17 protein-coding genes and 1 pseudogene are annotated in these 16,136 nt (G+C 70.4%); 15 read left to right on the forward strand and 3 right to left on the reverse strand.

Annotated features, from left to right (window positions below; all coding sequences use genetic code 11):
* Positions 1 to 82 precede the first annotated feature (82 nt).
* From DMA15_RS36785 to DMA15_RS26675, 4 genes and pseudogenes are all read left to right on the forward strand, one after another.
* Positions 83 to 337: a DUF6233 domain-containing protein gene (locus DMA15_RS36785; RefSeq protein WP_164551647.1), complete on the forward strand. Its 255-nt coding sequence runs from the start codon at positions 83 to 85 to the stop codon at positions 335 to 337.
* A 9-nt stretch (positions 338 to 346) separates the two neighbouring features.
* A pseudogene (locus tag DMA15_RS37600) lies at positions 347 to 421 on the forward strand (DUF6233 domain-containing protein); the annotation flags it as partial.
* 741 nt (positions 422 to 1,162) lie between these two features.
* Entirely contained in the window at positions 1,163 to 1,492 is a 330-nt protein-coding gene (locus DMA15_RS26670) for a hypothetical protein (RefSeq protein ID WP_125515296.1), read from the forward strand.
* A gap of 344 nt (positions 1,493 to 1,836) precedes the next feature.
* Positions 1,837 to 2,334: a hypothetical protein gene (locus DMA15_RS26675; RefSeq protein WP_125515297.1), complete on the forward strand. Its 498-nt coding sequence runs from the start codon at positions 1,837 to 1,839 to the stop codon at positions 2,332 to 2,334.
* 173 nt (positions 2,335 to 2,507) lie between these two features.
* On the opposite strand, the gene DMA15_RS26680 is transcribed toward DMA15_RS26675, so the two are convergent.
* Entirely contained in the window at positions 2,508 to 2,978 is a 471-nt protein-coding gene (locus tag DMA15_RS26680; RefSeq protein ID WP_125515298.1) for a hypothetical protein, read from the reverse strand.
* A gap of 141 nt (positions 2,979 to 3,119) precedes the next feature.
* Here DMA15_RS26680 and DMA15_RS26685 point away from each other — a divergent pair, with 141 nt between their 5' ends.
* The 9 genes from DMA15_RS26685 (at position 3,120) to DMA15_RS26720 (ending at position 13,065) form a co-directional block, all read left to right on the forward strand.
* Positions 3,120 to 3,812, forward strand: a complete 693-nt coding sequence (locus DMA15_RS26685; protein ID WP_125515299.1) for a hypothetical protein — start codon at positions 3,120 to 3,122, stop codon at positions 3,810 to 3,812.
* Between the two features lie 63 nt (positions 3,813 to 3,875).
* Entirely contained in the window at positions 3,876 to 4,343 is a 468-nt protein-coding gene (locus DMA15_RS26690; protein ID WP_125515300.1) for a hypothetical protein, read from the forward strand.
* 197 nt (positions 4,344 to 4,540) lie between these two features.
* Positions 4,541 to 5,149, forward strand: a complete 609-nt coding sequence (locus DMA15_RS26695; protein WP_125515301.1) for a TetR/AcrR family transcriptional regulator — start codon at positions 4,541 to 4,543, stop codon at positions 5,147 to 5,149.
* Positions 5,150 to 5,350: 201 nt separating this feature from the next.
* The gene (locus DMA15_RS26700; RefSeq protein WP_164551833.1) at positions 5,351 to 6,349 is read left to right on the forward strand and encodes a PD40 domain-containing protein; all 999 of its coding nucleotides are present in this window, start codon (positions 5,351 to 5,353) and stop codon (positions 6,347 to 6,349) included.
* Complete coding sequence (locus DMA15_RS37610) at positions 6,349 to 7,470, forward strand: hypothetical protein (RefSeq protein WP_240659943.1); 1,122 nt, start codon at positions 6,349 to 6,351, stop codon at positions 7,468 to 7,470. Before DMA15_RS26700 ends, DMA15_RS37610 begins: the two co-directional genes overlap by 1 nt.
* A 72-nt stretch (positions 7,471 to 7,542) precedes the next feature.
* Positions 7,543 to 8,754, forward strand: a complete 1,212-nt coding sequence (locus DMA15_RS37615; protein WP_240659944.1) for a hypothetical protein — start codon at positions 7,543 to 7,545, stop codon at positions 8,752 to 8,754.
* Between the two features lie 332 nt (positions 8,755 to 9,086).
* Entirely contained in the window at positions 9,087 to 10,691 is a 1,605-nt protein-coding gene (gene cimA / locus DMA15_RS26710; protein WP_125515302.1) for a citramalate synthase, read from the forward strand.
* Between the two features lie 32 nt (positions 10,692 to 10,723).
* Entirely contained in the window at positions 10,724 to 12,082 is a 1,359-nt protein-coding gene (locus tag DMA15_RS36790) for a hypothetical protein (protein WP_164551834.1), read from the forward strand.
* A 107-nt stretch (positions 12,083 to 12,189) separates the two neighbouring features.
* Positions 12,190 to 13,065, forward strand: coding sequence for an alpha/beta fold hydrolase (locus tag DMA15_RS26720; RefSeq protein ID WP_125515303.1), 876 nt, complete (start codon positions 12,190 to 12,192; stop codon positions 13,063 to 13,065).
* A gap of 7 nt (positions 13,066 to 13,072) precedes the next feature.
* Here DMA15_RS26720 and DMA15_RS26725 read toward each other — a convergent pair whose 3' ends face one another.
* Both DMA15_RS26725 and DMA15_RS26730 read right to left on the reverse strand, forming a co-directional pair.
* Positions 13,073 to 13,615: a hypothetical protein gene (locus DMA15_RS26725; protein WP_125515304.1), complete on the reverse strand. Its 543-nt coding sequence runs from the start codon at positions 13,613 to 13,615 to the stop codon at positions 13,073 to 13,075.
* Between the two features lie 56 nt (positions 13,616 to 13,671).
* A complete protein-coding gene (locus tag DMA15_RS26730; RefSeq protein ID WP_125515305.1) occupies positions 13,672 to 14,286 on the reverse strand; it encodes a YceI family protein in 615 nt (204 codons plus the stop codon).
* A gap of 265 nt (positions 14,287 to 14,551) precedes the next feature.
* Here DMA15_RS26730 and DMA15_RS26735 point away from each other — a divergent pair, with 265 nt between their 5' ends.
* Complete coding sequence (locus DMA15_RS26735) at positions 14,552 to 15,097, forward strand: hypothetical protein (RefSeq protein WP_125515306.1); 546 nt, start codon at positions 14,552 to 14,554, stop codon at positions 15,095 to 15,097.
* A 146-nt stretch (positions 15,098 to 15,243) separates the two neighbouring features.
* Entirely contained in the window at positions 15,244 to 16,083 is an 840-nt protein-coding gene (locus DMA15_RS26740) for a DUF4097 family beta strand repeat-containing protein (RefSeq protein WP_125515307.1), read from the forward strand.
* The last annotated feature ends 53 nt before the right edge of the window (positions 16,084 to 16,136 follow it).

The raw sequence follows: 16,136 nt of genomic DNA on the forward strand, positions 1-16,136 counted from the left end.
CGACCTCGTACGGCTGGCGCTGGCTCGCGAGGGGGCAGAGCCCGGCGTGATCGCCGCAGCTCAGAGACGTAGACTCGAACGTGTGAACGATCACGTCCCGCTGACCCACCTCGACCTGCTGCGCTTCCTGGAACGCGTCCAGCTCGGCGACCTGGAGCGCACTCGCCGCTGGATTGCGGACGCAGAGCGGCGCCATGCCGAGCAGGCCGAGGGCGCGCGCCGTCGCCCGCCGACCCCGGACTGGCTGCTTGAACAGGGAATCAGCGGACGCAGCCCGGTCTACCTCCACGTCGGGGTGTGCTGGAGCGCCAGGAAACGCTTGCGCCCCATCACATAGGACGAGGCGTGCCGCGCGCTCGCTGATGGCGTCGACCCGTGTCCGCACTGTCGACCGGACGCGGCCCTCGGCGTACTGGAGTAGCCCAGCGCACGCCTCCCTGCCCAGCACGGGCACCCCGTGGCGGCCGGGCCTGGATGAGTCCGTACGGTCCGCCCACCGGCCGACACCGCCGCTGACCACGGACTCCGACGGTGCCTTGCGCGCCGAGGCAGCCTTCGTCGAGGCCTTGGTTCGCGGTGACGGAGCCCGGTGCTGCGTTAGCGGCGGCCGGCCCGTCGTCTACAGCGACGTCCGTGATCGGCCGTTCCGCGCCGGGTGCGCGAACTGTGACTGCGGACAGGATCAGTGCATCCGGACACCTCCGGGCGTGTTCGGGACAGCAGGTCCGGATGCGTCTGCCTGCCCGTCCTTGGAACCGCAGTGACGGTGGTGTGCGAGTAGAGCGTGCAGCGGCGCCTGTTTTCGGCCCAATCAACGGGTAGGGGCTGATAAGCGGCAACCGCTTGTAGGGAAGGTGTGGCATGCAGTTACACTCACATCCGCCGCACGATTCGACCACTTGTGCGATGAGGGGGAGTTGAGGGGTGGAGTGTGCCCTCATGTCATTTTGTCGCGCAGTGACGGCGTGCGCGTAAAGGAAGGGAATTCCCGCCCGGGAGGCCTGCAAGCAATGGCCGGGAGTCCCCGTGAGCGAACACGACATCTGGAGGATGCATGTCCATCTTCAGCATACGCACGCGTCGGTGGGCCACTGCTATCGCGGCGGCGGGTGCAGCGTCTGTGATATCCGTAGCCCCTGCGAATGCCGCAGGGACCACGGTCGTGGCCTACACCTCGGACGGCGGGTCACCGGGCGGCAAGGCGATCTTCCATGGCAACGCCAGCCCGGAGTGGGCAGAGGTGTGCGACAACCAGGAAGATGGGATGCGCGTTTGGGCCCACGTATATTGGCAGGCCAACGGCGACTGGAACAACGGCTTCACTCTGACGGACGCCGACGGCAGCAGCGACCCGATCTCGTGTGACGGCAGGCCGGAACACCGCGAGAAGGCGCAGATTCCGGAAGGTGCTCACGTCGTAGTGGACGTGTGCCTCCGGAACGGCGCCAGCGGCCCGAAGAAGCACTGCGGCTCCGTCATCGGTAAGGCATGACCTGAACAACCCGTGCTGGAGGGGGCCAAGTACCCCCTCCAGCAGCATGAGTGCCGGAAACCTCCCGTGCGTGAGTACCTGCTCGTAGGGTGCATTTCGGCAGCCATTACCTTCCTGCTCACCGGCCCCGTTCGTCACCTTGCGGTAACGACTGGATTGGTCCTTGGTGTGCGGTCCCGGGATGTGCATCGCTCGCCGACGCCGAGGATGGAAGGTGTTGCCATCTTTGGAGGGCTTCTTGCCGGATTCCTCTCACGTGGCACTTGCCTGCCTTCGAAGGGTAGCCCGGTATCCAGAATGTCCACGCCAGCCATTCTTCGCAGTCATGACGACGCTGATAATGAATGCGACCAGAGGACAAGGGCGTTCCCGCGCTGGCGCCGCCGAAGTACGGCAGTGTTAGAAGCTTGGTAATCCCGCCCTTTCTCGCGTCCCTGCATGAGAAGTTGCTGGCGTCTCACGACTCAGAGTGGGCGCTTCCGGCGATGGACGGCGGCCCTCTGCTGACGACTGACTTCAACACGTACTACTGGAGGCCAGTTCGTGATGGGTCCGAGGAGCGTACGGGCGGCTACGAGCGGCCAGAACTGCCGGCGGTTGACGCGTTCCAGAAGAGGCGGATCCACCTGGTGAGGCACGCTCACGGCCCGCACCTTGAAGAGGACGGGGTGCCGGACATTGCGATCGAGGAGAGGCTCGGGCACGTGGTGCAGGGCGTGCGTGGGGTGTACCGGAAGGTGACGCCCAAGATGGAGCGCCAGATCGTGAGCGTGTTGCAGGCGCGGTTCGAGGCGGATGCAACAGCGCGTCGAGGTGCGGGCGGGGCCGGTGCTCGGGGCTAACTCCCATTTTCTCCCATCGTAGATGGAGGAATGGCTATCGATGCAGGTCAGCGGGATATCTAACTTGCCCCTTGCGATATCCACTGCATCACCCAGCAGCAGCCGAGGAGCACAGGTCACTGACCTGACCGGGCACAGGCCCGCACTCGGCAGGCCTGTTGTTTCCGGGGGGCCTACTGGGTGCGGACGGCGTCGCGGAGCGCGGTGTGAGCGTCCCGGCTCCGCTCCCGCCCCGCGTCGAGAGCGTCCTCGACCTCGTCACTGAACCGTCCGTCGCGAACGTCGCCGAGGGTGATGTCGCCCAGGTCGATGGCCGACCATGCGGTCTCGACCGCGATGGTGGTCAGCTCGGGGTCGGTCGTGGTGAGCGCGAGCCGGTCGAAGGCCTGCGTGACCGCCGAGCGGGCCCGGTACAGGTCGGCCCGCGCCTCTCTGCTCTGCGGCTCGCCATCCCGCAGGTCGGCGATCTGGAGCCAGAACCGCTCTCGGTACGCGAGGGCGGCGGCGAGCAGCTGCGCGGTCGCGTCCAGAACCCGCTGACGGTGTTCGGCGGCGCGTGCGCGGCGATCCGTCCAGTGCGCGGTGAGGCTGGCCAGGCCGGCACCGGCGAGCGTGCCCAGTACGGCGATCAGGGTGGACCACATGGGGATCTCTCCGGTTCGGTGGCGCCGTGAGGGAACCTCACGATTCCCTCACGGGTCTAGCGCTTCTACCTGCACGTATGTTGTGATCATGACGACCGCGGCCCTCGATAGTGGGCCGCTTCTTTCTGTAGGGGGGACATTATGAGGAACCGCGCGACAAGAGTCATCGCGGTCACCGCTGGCCTGGTGATCATGGGGGGTTCTGCGACGGCGTACGCGGACGACAGCCGGATAGCCGCTCCCGTGGTTGCCGATGGTGCGGCTGTGGAGCCCGGGACGGTGACAGACGCGCCTGCCTCGCGTGCGGAGGTGGCGCCAGGAGTGGACGCCGACGGTGCGCTGGACGAGGACATGGCGATTCCGGGCGAGACCGACGGGCCCGATCTGGGCGACCCCATCGGTCCGACGAGCCAGGACTGCCCGACCGGCCGCTTCGTGCACATCACGAAGAATCTCAAGAACACCATGTCCGTCAAGTACTCGACGTATGCGCAGAATGACACCGGGCGTTCCATGGACTACAAGTTCACGTCCAAGCGGTCTGGTACGACGACTCTCGGCGCCTCCCTCACTTTGAGTTCCGAGCTCAAGGTTCTGTGGCTGGGCAAGGTAAAGGCCGATGTGCAGACTTCAGCCACAAAAAGCTGGACCTCTGAGCTGGGTGTTGAAATCGGAGGAAAGGTGAAGCCGCACTCGACGATCAAGGGTGAGTACGGCATCAAGAAGGAAAAGGTTTACGGCTACAGCGGGACGCGCTACACCAACTGTTCCGTCGGCCACAAGCAGTACGTGACCTTCTGGGCCCCGTACCGCGAAGGATGGACCGTTCACTAAATTCCATCCACGCCCGTTCGGTGCAGTTGCCGCCGGACGGGCGCACCCCTCCAGGAGACCTCCATGGGCCGTAAAGTGGCCGCCTCTCTTGCCCTGCTTTCTTTGGCGCTCGTCGCTGCTTGCACGAACAGTGATGAGGGCTCGCGTCCCACCAGCAGCCCGCCGCGTCCGAGCCGTACGGGGGACACGTCTTCTGTGCCGAGTGGTGGCGACAAGGTGGAGAAGAGCTTGCGACTTCCCGCGCACCCCAAGTACCTCGTCCCGGTCCGCAACGGCGCAGGGAGTGAAGACCTGCCTGACTTCACACCGGCAAAAAAGGTGTACACAGTGCACGTAAAGTGCTCTGGCGTCAGCACCGTGCAGATTGTCAAGCGTGAGCGTCCGAAAGATAATCCGAGCTCCATAGATTGCAAGAGCCCGGTCACCGTCGGAAGGGTCTATATCGACCCGTCAAAGCAGAAGTTGGCCGTCCAGGCGGACGGCGGTGCTCGCTGGACCCTGGCGATCGTTGATGGACAGCGTCCCTTCTGAAGAGCGAGACCGGCTCTTGAGGGAGCATTCCTCTACATGCCGAGCAGTCGGGGGTCGGGGAGCCGGGTCTGCCCACTCCGTGCACCCCTTATGGGAGGATGGTGTCCTCGCAGGTCAGGGGGAGCGGGCAGGGCCCGGGTGGGTATGCGCCCCAGCGGCCCGGGCGGCAGCTGAAGGCGTGATCAGGGAGTGGGAACATGGCCGGTCAAGTCCGTGCGCGGAAGAACGCCCCGCCGCGTGAGGACGTACTGACCACCGCCATGGAGATGATCGCCGCGCGCGGCCTGGAGAAGCTGACCATGGCCGCGCTCGGCCGTGAGGTCGGCATGAGCTCCGGGCACCTCCTCTACTACTTCCGCACCAAGGACGAACTGCTCCTGCGCACCCTGGAGTGGAGCGAGGGCCGCCTCGGCATCGAGCGCGGCCGTCTCCTCGCCCGTCCCGGGACGGCCCGCGCGCGCCTGGACGCCTACGTCGAGCTGTACGTCCCCGACGGCGTCGGCGACCCCCACTGGACGCTCTGGCTGGAGGTCTGGAACCGCTCCCTGAACGCCGACGAGGAGGGCCGCGACCGGCAGGCCGCGATCGAGGGCGCCTGGCACCGCGACCTGGTGGCGCTGCTCGCCGAGGGCGTCTCGCGCGGTGAGTTCGGCGCGATCGACCCCGACCGGTTCGCCGCGCGGCTGCGGGCGCTGCTCGACGGGTTCTCCATCCATGTGGCGATCGGGCTGCGCGGCACGGGGCGGGAGCAAGTCCTCGCTCATGTACGGGAGTTCCTGGACGGGGCGCTGGCCTCGGACGCGTAGGGACGACCGGCGGCCTGTCTAGGTTGTACGCGTTCCTGCGGATTGCCCGTGGCCCGGTGATGGGCTTGTATTCCTGTGGGCCTTCGGTAGTGGGGGCGGGGTGCGACGTGTGTGGGGGAAGCCATGTCCATGGGCAGACGTGTGCGATTAGGCGTGCTGGCGGCGGGGGTCGCGGGGGCGGTGGGGATCACCGGGTTACCGATGACCGCCGCGCAGGCCGCGCCCGCCGCCCCACCCGCACCCCGCGTGGAGCGCGTCAGCGTGGCCGCCGACGGGAGCGAGGCCAACGGCGGCTCCGGCGCCGCCTCCATCACCGCGAGCGGCAGCCACATCGCCTTCAGCAGCAGCGCCACCAACCTCACGCCGGACACCGCCCCGCGCCCGCAGAGCAGCGCCCACGTACGCGACACCGGGACCGGACAGGTCACCCGCATCAAGAGCAGCCTCAGCGCCCCGGTCATCAGCGGCGACGGACGCTACGCCGCGTACACCGACTGGGGCACGCACACCGTCAAGGTCTTCCTCACCGATCTGCGCACCGGGGAGCGCAAACAGGTCGGCGGCGCCTCCAAGGACTCCTCCCATCGCCCCGCCCTCAGCGCCGACGGCCGCTACCTCGCCTACGAACTGCGCCCCCAGCACCCCGCCGACCCCCACCGCATCGAGGTCTACGACCGCGTCACGGACACCCGCGAGACCGTCAGCGGCGCGCCGCAGGGCTCCACCCACGACATGACCGCGCCTTCCCTCAGCGCCGACGGCCGGTACGTCGCCTTCCGTGACGCGGGCTCCGGGGAGATCTGGGTCCGCGACCGCGCGAAGGACACACTCACGCGCGTCGACGACGGCACGGCCACCGCACTCGTGCAACTCAGCGGCGACGGCCGCACCGTCGCGATGAACTCCGCCGACGGCGCCCGACTCCGCGACCTGCGCACCGGCAGGACGTGGGAGATCGCGGGCGCCGAGGCCGAGGCGGTCAGCCCCGACGGGCGCCACGTCCTCTACAAGGACGCCGGGTCGACGCTGCGGCTGCGCAAGCTGAACAACGGCCGCGAGACCGTCGTCGGACACGGCGTCGCGGGCCCCGGCGCCATCGGCGCGAAGGCACGCACCGTCGTCTACTCCTCGCCCGACGCGGACGTCGTGCCCGGCGACACCAACGGCGTGAACGACGTCTTCCAGTGGACGGCCCGCTGATGCGCCCCGCGCGCCCCCCGCTGGCCGCGCCCATCCTGCTGGCCGCGCTCATCGCCATGACGCTCACGGCAGCGCCCGCAGCGCCCGCAGCGCCCGCCGTGGCCCCTCCCACCGGATCCACCGCTCAAGCGAAGCCGCACACCCCCCGCACCGAACGCGTCAGCACCACCGGCGACGGCGGTCAGGCCGACGGGCCCTCGCGGAACGCCGCGCTCAGCGCCGACGGGCGGTACGTCGGGTTCACCACAACGGCCGCCGCCTTCGGCTGCGCCCCCTTCTTCGACTGCCTGCGCGTGAAGGACCTCACCACGGGCGAGGTCACCGAGGTCGGCACCGGCGACGGCGCCACGTATGACGCGCCCCTGCTCAGCGCGGACGGCGGCCGCATCGCGTACACGGCGACGAAGCGGTTCGCGGCGCCCTATCTCTACGACCGGGCGACCGGCACCTCCCAGCGGCTCTGGCCCCAGGACCCGCCCGGATCCAACGAGTTGGGAGCCGTCGCGTCGATCAGCCCGGACGGCACCCACGTCGCGTACACGCTCGGCAACCGCCACGGCGACCAGGACTCCCGCCTCCTGTACGTACGCTCCACCGCGACCGGCACCGACGAACTGATCTCGCCGCCCGAGGAGGGCCGCAAGGCGGCGGCCTCGGTCAGCGGCGACGGCGGGCGTGTCGCGTATCAGATCGGCGCCGGCGACACGTCGCACATCCTCGTCAAGGACCGGACCACCGGCACCACGACCCGCGTCGCCACCGGCCTCGGCGCCGCCGAACTGGTGCGGATCACCGTGAACGGCCACCGCGTCCTCCTCAACGCGCGAGGCGGTCTGTACGTCCACGACCTGCGGACCGGCACGACCGAGCGCGTCGCGGACGCCCCCGCCAACTCGGCGACGGACAACGGACGTTACGCGCTGATCACCGAGCCGCAAGGGCCGCGCGTGCTGGACCTGAGGACGGGGGAGAGCACCGAGGCCGGCCCCGCCGACGCCAGGACGGGGCGAGGCGCGCTGGCCCGCGACGGCCGGACAGTGGCGTTCGGTTCGCAGGCCACCGACCTCGTGCCCGGCGACACGAACGGCGTCGCCGACGTCTTCGTACGGCACAGACGGTGAACGTCCGCCGTCCCGAGCCCATCCCGCACCACACGCGCTGAACACGCCGAACCACCACGGGGGGACCCCACCATGAAGCAACGCGACAGAGTAGTCACCGGCCTGTGTCTGGCCGCCCTGTTGGGCACCCTGGGAGCGCTCCCGGCCCAGGCGGAGCCCGAGCCGCAGCCGCCCGCCACCGAGCGGATCAGCACGACGAACGACGGCACGCAGCTGGACCGGCCGTCCTACGACCCGGCGATGGGCGAGGGCCGCGTCACCGGGTTCACCTCCGAGGGGAGAGCGGACGACGTCGACACGGACGACATCGCGGACGTGTTCCTCCACAACCGCCTCGGCGACAACGCGGAGGTGAGCTACCACGGCGACGGACCGTCGTACGACTCCGGACCCTGCCTCAGCGGGCGCATGTTCGGTTTCATCTCCGAGTCCACGAAGCTCGCCACCCCGCCCCGGCCCGACCACCGCCCGCTCGCCTACATCCGCAACCGCTCGGTCGGCAAGATCACCGGCCTCCACAGCTACCACGGCGTTCCCTACGCGTCGATGTCGGAGCCCAGGGTGGACCCCAGCTGCCAGTGGATCGCCTTCACGGCCACGCTGCCCGCCACCGCCGCCGAGCCGGACCCGCAGCCCCGCGTCTACCGCTACAAGTTCAACGGCGGCAACAACGACCTGGTCAGCGAGGCGTCCCCGCAGGCGGCCCGGCACCCGTCGATCAGCTACAACGGGCGGTACGTCGCCTATGAGCAGGGCGGCGAGGTCTACGTCCGCGACCTGGACACCGGCGCCCGCGAGAAGATCTCCGTGGCCCGGGACGGCGGCGCGGCCGACGGCGTCTCGTCGGCGCCCTCGCTGAGCGGGGACGGCCGCCACGTCGCCTTCGAGTCACGCGCCTCCAACCTCGTACCGGGCGACAGGAACCGCGCCGCGAACGTCTTCGTGCGCGACCTCGACACCGGCACGACGACCCTGGTCCAGGGCCCGCGCAAGAAGGACGCCACGACGCAGCCCTCGCTCGCCGTCAACGGCACCCACCTCGCGTACGTCGCCTCCCGGACCACGGGCAAGGGCCGGGCACCCGCCGTCCACCTGCGCGAACTCGCCACCGGAAAGACACGGCTGATCAGCGTCGACCTCCAGGGCGGCCCCAACGACCTCGCGGCCGGCAACCCCTCGGTGAACGAGGACGGCACTGTCGTGGCCTTCGACTCCGCCTCGCCCGATCTGGTGACGGGGGACACCAACGGCGTCTCGGACGTCTTCCTGCGCACGGTCGACTGACAGCGGGCCCCGGCAGCAGCAGCACCACCACAGTCATCGCCCGCATCGTGAGACGGGGCCGCGCGGTGCGGGCGGGCTGTGGCAGGCTGCTTCCGTGCTCTCGTTCGCCATGATTATTGGCAGCAGGCGCGCCGGTCCGCAGTGACCGTCTCGTACCACCAAGTACGGGCGGACACCGTCGTCCTCGACCCGCGCGCAGACCTCTCGCACCCGCGAGGGGTTTTTTCGTTTCCCGGCCCAACTGCAGCCGGACGCGGAGCGCACGGGATCATCGTGGGCGGTGGAGCCGGTCCTTCCGGTAGACCGAGATCCGACACAGGAGCCAGATCAGCATGACGGAAACCAGCACGCCCGACGATTCCTTCCATGTCTTCGACACGACGCTGCGCGACGGCGCGCAGCGCGAGGGCATCAACCTCACCGTCGCGGACAAGCTGACCATCGCCCGGCACCTGGACGACTTCGGCGTGGGCTTCATCGAGGGCGGCTGGCCCGGCGCCAACCCGCGCGACACCGAGTTCTTCGCGCGGGCCAAGCAGGAGATCACCTTCCGGCACGCCCAGCTCGTCGCGTTCGGCGCCACCCGCCGCGCGGGCGCCAAGGCGGCCGACGACCCGCAGGTCAACGCCCTCCTGGAGTCCGGCGCCCCCGTCATCACGCTCGTCGCCAAGGCCCACGACCGGCACGTCGAGCTGGCCCTGCGCACCACCTTGGAGGAGAACCTGGAGATGGTGCGGGACACCGTCTCCTACCTCCGCTCGCAGGGGCGTCGCGTCTTCGTCGACTGCGAGCACTTCTTCGACGGCTACCGCGCCAACCCGGAGTACGCGAAGTCCGTCGTACGGGCCGCCGCGGAGGCGGGCGCCGATGTCGTCGTCCTGTGCGACACCAACGGCGGCATGCTGCCCGCGCAGGTCCAGGCCGTCGTGGCCACCGTCGCCGCCGACACCGGCGCCCGGCTCGGCATCCACGCCCAGGACGACACCGGCTGCGCGGTCGCCAACACCCTGGCCGCCGTCGACGCGGGCGCCACGCACGTGCAGTGCACGGCCAACGGCTACGGCGAGCGGGTCGGCAACGCCAACCTCTTCCCGGTCGTCGGCGCCCTGGAACTCAAGTACGGCAAGCGGGTCCTGCCCGAGGGCGCGCTGCGCGAGATGACCCGCGTCTCGCACGCCATCGCCGAGGTCGTCAACCTCACGCCCGCCACCCATCAGCCGTACGTGGGCGTCTCCGCCTTCGCGCACAAGGCGGGACTGCACGCCTCCGCGATCAAGGTCGACCCGGACCTGTACCAGCACATCGACCCGGACCTCGTCGGCAACCGCATCCGCATGCTCGTCTCCGACATGGCCGGCCGCGCCTCCATCGAGCTGAAGGGCAAGGAACTCGGCGTCGACCTCGGCGACGACCGCGCCCTGGTCGGCAGGGTCGTGGAGCGGGTCAAGGAGCGCGAACTCCAGGGCTATACGTACGAGGCCGCCGACGCCTCCTTCGAGCTGCTGCTCCGCGAGGAGGCCGAGGGCAGGGCGCGCAGGTACTTCCGCGTCGAGTCGTGGCGGGCCATCGTCGAGGACCGCCCCGACGGCACGCACGCCAACGAGGCGACCGTGAAGCTGTGGGCCAAGGGCGAGCGCATCGTCGCCACGGCGGAGGGGAACGGCCCGGTCAACGCGCTCGACCGGGCGCTGCGCGTCGGCCTCGAACGCATCTACCCGCAGCTCGCCAAGTTGGAGCTTGTCGACTACAAGGTCCGCATCCTGGAGGGCAAGCACGGCACGTCCTCCACCACGCGCGTCCTGATCTCCACGTCCGACGGCGTCGGGGAGTGGTCGACCGTCGGCGTCGCCGAGAACGTCATCGCCGCGTCGTGGGGCGCGCTGCAGGACGCGTACACCTACGGGCTGCTGCGGGCCGGGGTCGAGCCCGTCGAGTAACCCTTCCCGGGCCCTTGGGTTACGTTCGAAGTATGAGGAATCGGGCGAAGCGGTTCACGGTAGGGCTTTCCGGTCTGCTGCTCGCCCTGGGTGCCACGTCCTTCACGGCGGCGCCCGGGGCCCTGGCGGCCGACACCTCCGAGGTGGCCGCAGCCTGGGAGAAGGATCCGGTGTACGTCGATCCCGCGGCGTCGGACCAGCTCTCCGACTCCCAGGCCGACGCGCTCGCCCGGAAGATCGAGGACGCGGACAAGCCGGTGTTCGTGGCCGTCCTGCCGCAGGACTTCCCGCGGCAGGACCTCTTCCAGAAACTGCGGACCGAGACGGGCGTGACGGGTGTGTACGCGGTCCGCCTCGGCGACGACTTCGACGCGAAGGCCGACCGCTCGGTGCTGCCCGGCAACGCCGTGAACAACCTCGTCTCCCTCGTGCGCGGCGAGGACGCCGCCACCCAGCTCGACGACTTCGTCGACGAGGCCCTGGCGCAGGCCGCCGGGAAGGCCCCGCGCTCGTGGAGCGGCGGGCCCACCGGTGACGGCGTCTCGGTCGGCACGCTCGCCGGCGTCGGCGTGGTGATCGTGGCGGGCGGCGTGGGCGCGTACGCCGTGATCCGCCGCAAGAAGCGGCGCCACGAGGAGGCGCAGCGCGACGCGCTGCGCAAGCTCTCCGTCGTCGTCGACGAGGACATCACCGCGTTCGGCGAGGAGCTGGACCGGCTCGACTTCCACCCCGCGGAGCCGGGCGCCGACGACGCGATGCGCGCCGACTACGAGCGCGCGCTCGACGCCTACGAGAAGGCCAAGTCGGCCATGGCGGCCGCGACACGGCCCGAGGACGTGCGGGGCGTGACCCAGGCCCTGGAGGACGGGCGCTTCTCACTGGCGCTGCTCGCCGCGCGGCGCGAGGGGCGGCCGCTGCCGGAGCGGCGGGCCCCCTGCTTCTTCGACCCGCGGCACGGGCCCTCGGTCGAGGACGTCATGTGGGCGCCCGCGGGCGGCCCCGAGCGCGCGGTCCCGGTGTGCGCGGCGGACGCGGCCCGGCTGGCCGACGGCCAGGACCCGATGGCCAGGACCGTGGCCACGGAGTACGGGGAGCGGCGGCCCTACTGGGAGGCGGGGCCCGCGTACGGGCCGTGGGCGGGCGGGTACTTCGGCGGGGGCATCCTGCCGGGCCTGCTGATCGGCACGATGCTCGGCGGAATGATGGCGAGCCCGGCGTACGGGGCGGACTTCGGGGAGGGGTACGGGGACGTCGGGGGCGGCTATGGGGGCGGGGACTACTCGGGGGCGGACTTCGACCCCGGCGACTTCGGCGGCGGAGGCGGCGGGGACTTCGGCGGTGGCGGGGACTTCGGGGGCGGCGGGGACTTCGGCGGGGGTGGTGGGTTCTAGGGCGGGGCCGTGGCGGGACATCGGCCGCGCTTGCGCGAGAAGACTGCGAGACGGTACGGTTCGTCTCGTATCTCTATCTCGTGCGTTCGACTCGCTGGAGGTGGCTCATGGTGCGTGAGCAGTACGTGGAGGTCGCGGCCGGGGTGCGGCTGTGGACGGAGCGGCGGGGGGCGGCCGACGCCCCGGCGCTGCTGCTCGTCATGGGGGCGCAGGCCTCCGGGCTCGGCTGGCCCGAGGAGCTGGTGGACGCGCTCGCGGAGCGGCATCACGTCATCCGCTACGACCATCGCGACACGGGGCGCTCCAGCCACAGCTTCGACGAACACCCCTACCCCGTCACGGACTTGGCGCGGGACATCATCGCGGTCCTGGACGGCCTCGGGATCGAGGGGGCGCACCTGGTGGGTCTCTCACTCGGCGGCATGCTCACCCAGCTGGTCCTCGCGGACCACCCCGAGCGGGTGCTGAGCGCGACCCTGATGGGGACGTGCGCGCTGAGCGAGACGCCGTACCTGGGGCCCGATGGCGTGAGCGAGCTGCCGGGCATCGCGCCGGAGGTGCTCGCGCTGTGGGCGCAACCGGTGGAGGACCACGGTCTGGAGGCCGAGCTGGACCGGCGGGTGGCGCACTGGCGGGTGCTCGGCGGCGATCGGATCCCCTTCGACGCCGCGTACTTCAGGGAGCTGGAGCGGCGCATCATCGAGCACGCGGGCGGTTACGCGGCGCCGACCGCGCACGGCCGTGCCGACGATTCCGGGATGCTCCGCACCGCCGAGCTGGCCCGGAACGAGGTCCCGACCCTCGTCGTCTCGGCCCCGGCCGAGCCGGTCTTCCCGCCCCCGCACCCGCAGCATCTCGCCCAGGTCATCGGGGGATCCCGGCTGGTGGAGGTGCCGGGCATGGGGCACGCGCTGCCCCCGGCCGTTCTCGGCCCCCTCGCGGAGGCGATCCTGGCGCACACCGGGGGCGCGGTGCGCGTGTGAGGGGCCGTCAGTCCCCGTGCGGGGAGGGCGTGGTGACGGCCCAGCGGCCCGAATGGCCGGGTGGCAGCGCCAAGTCCCTTCGTACGGCCGCGTAGTACCCCTGCCGTGCGATCCGCTGGCGCTCCAGCATCCCGGCCCAGGCCCCCGGATCACGTGTGTCGTCGCGCAGGAACCGTTCCATCTCGATGACGGTGAGCACCCACACCCGCGCCTTGTCCACCACGTCCGGCGCCCCGAGCATGAGCAGCGCCTCGCCGGCCGGGTCGCGGGCGTCGGCGGCCTCCGTGAAGTGGGGCGCGGCCGCCTCGGGGGAGAGGGGGTGCGGATGGGGATCGTTGCCGAGGTGGGCGGCGACGCGGTAGGTCAGGGTGACGGCCTGCTTCAGGACGCGGGCGTACTCGGTGTAGATCGCGAGCCGCCGCTCCTCCCACCGGGCCGCCTGCTCACGCCGGAAACGGATCCGGTCCCCGCGCACGATCGCCAGGTACGACCCGAGCGCGCCGACGATCACGCCGATGAGGGCGGGCAGTTGCTGTAGGAACTCCGGCACGGCGAAACCGTAGCGCGCGGACGCGGCCGGCGGCAGGGGGTGATCATCTCCCGGGCTCAGGAGGCCGTCTTGATCGCCGAGATGTCGAAGTTCAGCTTGATCTTGTCGGAGACGAGGACGCCGCCGGTCTCCAGCGCGGCGTTCCAGGTGAGGCCCCACGCCGAGCGCAGGATCTCGGCCTTGCCCTCGAAGCCGACGCGCTCGTTGCCGAACGGGTCCTTGGCGGAGCCGTTGAACTCCAGGTCGATGGAGAGCGGCTTCGTCGTGCCGAGGATCGTCAGGTCACCGGTGACGCGGTAGTCGTCGCCGCCGAGGAACTCCACCTTGGTGGAGCGGAAGGTCATCTCGGGGAACTCCTCCGTCTTGAAGAAGTCCGCGCTCTTCAGGTGCCCGTCACGGTCGGCGTTGCCGGTGTCGATGCTCTCCATCTTCACGTCGATGGAGGCCGTCGAACGGGACGGATCGGCGCCGTCCAGGTGCAACGTGCCCGCGACGTCGAGGAAGGAGCCCTTGACGTTCGTGACCATGGCGTGCCGGGCGACGAAGCCGATCGTCGAGTGTGCCGGGTCGATCGTGTAGTCACCGGTCAGCGCGGCGAGCTGAGGGTCGACCACGGGGGCCGTGGCGGTGGGGGTGGCGGTGGTGTCGTTCTTGCGGCCGAAGAGACCCATGACGTGCTCCTTGGGGGGTGGCTCCGATGGGGAGCTTCTGTTGAAGGTTCAACGAGATTGAATGTAGCGCGATTCAGTTCAACATTCAACATCTGGCGGAGTGGTGCTGAAGTGGCGTTACGTGATGCCACTGGGGTGTCAGATTGCCGCCGATGGGGGCGCCGTCCATCCTGACCTGCGGAAATCGCCCTTGCGGTTACTGGCTGGCCCACTCGTGGCGCGCCTAAGGCTTGCAATGGCGCCACGATGGTGCCACTATGGCGTCATGAACCTCACGCAATACGTCGACCACCTCCGGCAGGAGCTCGCGGTCGCCGCCGAAGCCGGTGGCGACGAGGCCCGCGCCCTGGCCGAGCGCCTCACCGCCCCGCTGGAGTCCGCCGCCCGGCTCACGCTGCTGAACGCCCTGTCCGCCGCCGCGGAAGAGATCACCAGCGAACTCGCGCCGGGCTCGGTCGACCTGCGGCTGCGCGGTCTCGACCCCGAGTTCGTGGTCACGCCGCCGCCCGCGGGGGACACGTTCGACGCCCAGGCGGAGTACGCCGCGCTCATGGCCCCGCCCGCCGCGCCCCCCGTGCCGGACGGCGCGGACGAGGGGGGCACGGCCCGTGTCAACCTCCGTCTCCCGGCCCACCTCAAGGCCCGCGTCGAAGAGGCCGCGAGCGGCGAGGGCCTCTCGGTCAACGCCTGGCTCGTGCGGGCGGTCTCCGCCGCGCTGGACCAGCCGGGCGGCGGCAGACCCGGCGGGAGCGCCGGCCGCCGGGAGACCGCCCCGGGCTTCGGCGGCGGCTATACGGGCTGGGTGCGCTGACCGGCCCTCGCGAGGGCCGCGCCCCCACCACGTGACGTCAGGCTCCGGCGGGGCCTTCGATGCCGGCACGACTTCGGGTCCACACGACTTCAGGTACCGACAACACCGAGCCCAAGGGCTCGTCTAGCCACCAGGACGGGACAGCCATGCCTACTTTCGACACTCCCAAGCCCATCATCGCCACCGTCGGCTTCGAGAGCGGGACCCTCCGCGTCATCGCGGGGGACGTCGCCGAGACGGTCGTCGACGTACGCCCCAGCAGCGAGAGCCGGGACGAGGACGTCAAGGGCGCCGAGCGCACCCGCGTCGAGTTCGCGAACGGCGCACTGCTGGTCAAGGGCCCCAAGAACCGGTCCCCGTTCAGCAAGGGCTCGTCGATCGACGTCCACGTCACGCTGCCCGCCGGTTCCGAGGTGCGCGTCGACACCGCGATGTCGCACGTGGTCACGGAGGGCAGGCTCGGGGACTGCGACATCAAGACGTCCGTCGGCGATCTCCAGATCGAGCAGGCGGCCGCCGTCCAGCTGAACACGGGGTACGGAGAGGTCTCCCTGGGCCGCGCGAGCGGCTCGGCCCAGGTCACCACCGGGTCCGGCGGCATCAGGCTCGGCGAGGTCAAGGGCGCGGTGACGGTCAAGAACTCCAACGGCGCCACGGACATCGGGGTGGTCGGGGGCGACCTGACGGCGAGGGGGGCGAACGGCTCCGTCACGGTCGAGCGCGCGGAGGCGGACGTCACGCTCAAGAGCGCCAACGGCTCCCTGCGGGTCGGCGAGTTGGCGCGCGGCACCGCCGTCCTGGAGACGGCTGTGGGCTCGATCGAGGTCGGCATCCGGCAGTCCACGGCGACCTTCCTCGACGTACGTACGAAGGCGGGGTCGGTGCGGCAGCCGCTGGCGGAGTCCGAGGCGCCGGCCGAGTCGGCGGACACGCTCAAGGTGCGCGCCCGCACGGCGATGGGTGACATCACGATCCGCCGCGCCTGAAGTCCTGCTCCCGGGGGCCGGCGCTCGGCGCCTCGCACACCGCTGAGCCCAGC

Source organism: Streptomyces sp. WAC 01529 (assembly GCF_003945545.1).
In the GTDB taxonomy this organism is placed as follows: Bacteria; Actinomycetota; Actinomycetes; order Streptomycetales; family Streptomycetaceae; genus Streptomyces; species Streptomyces anatolicus.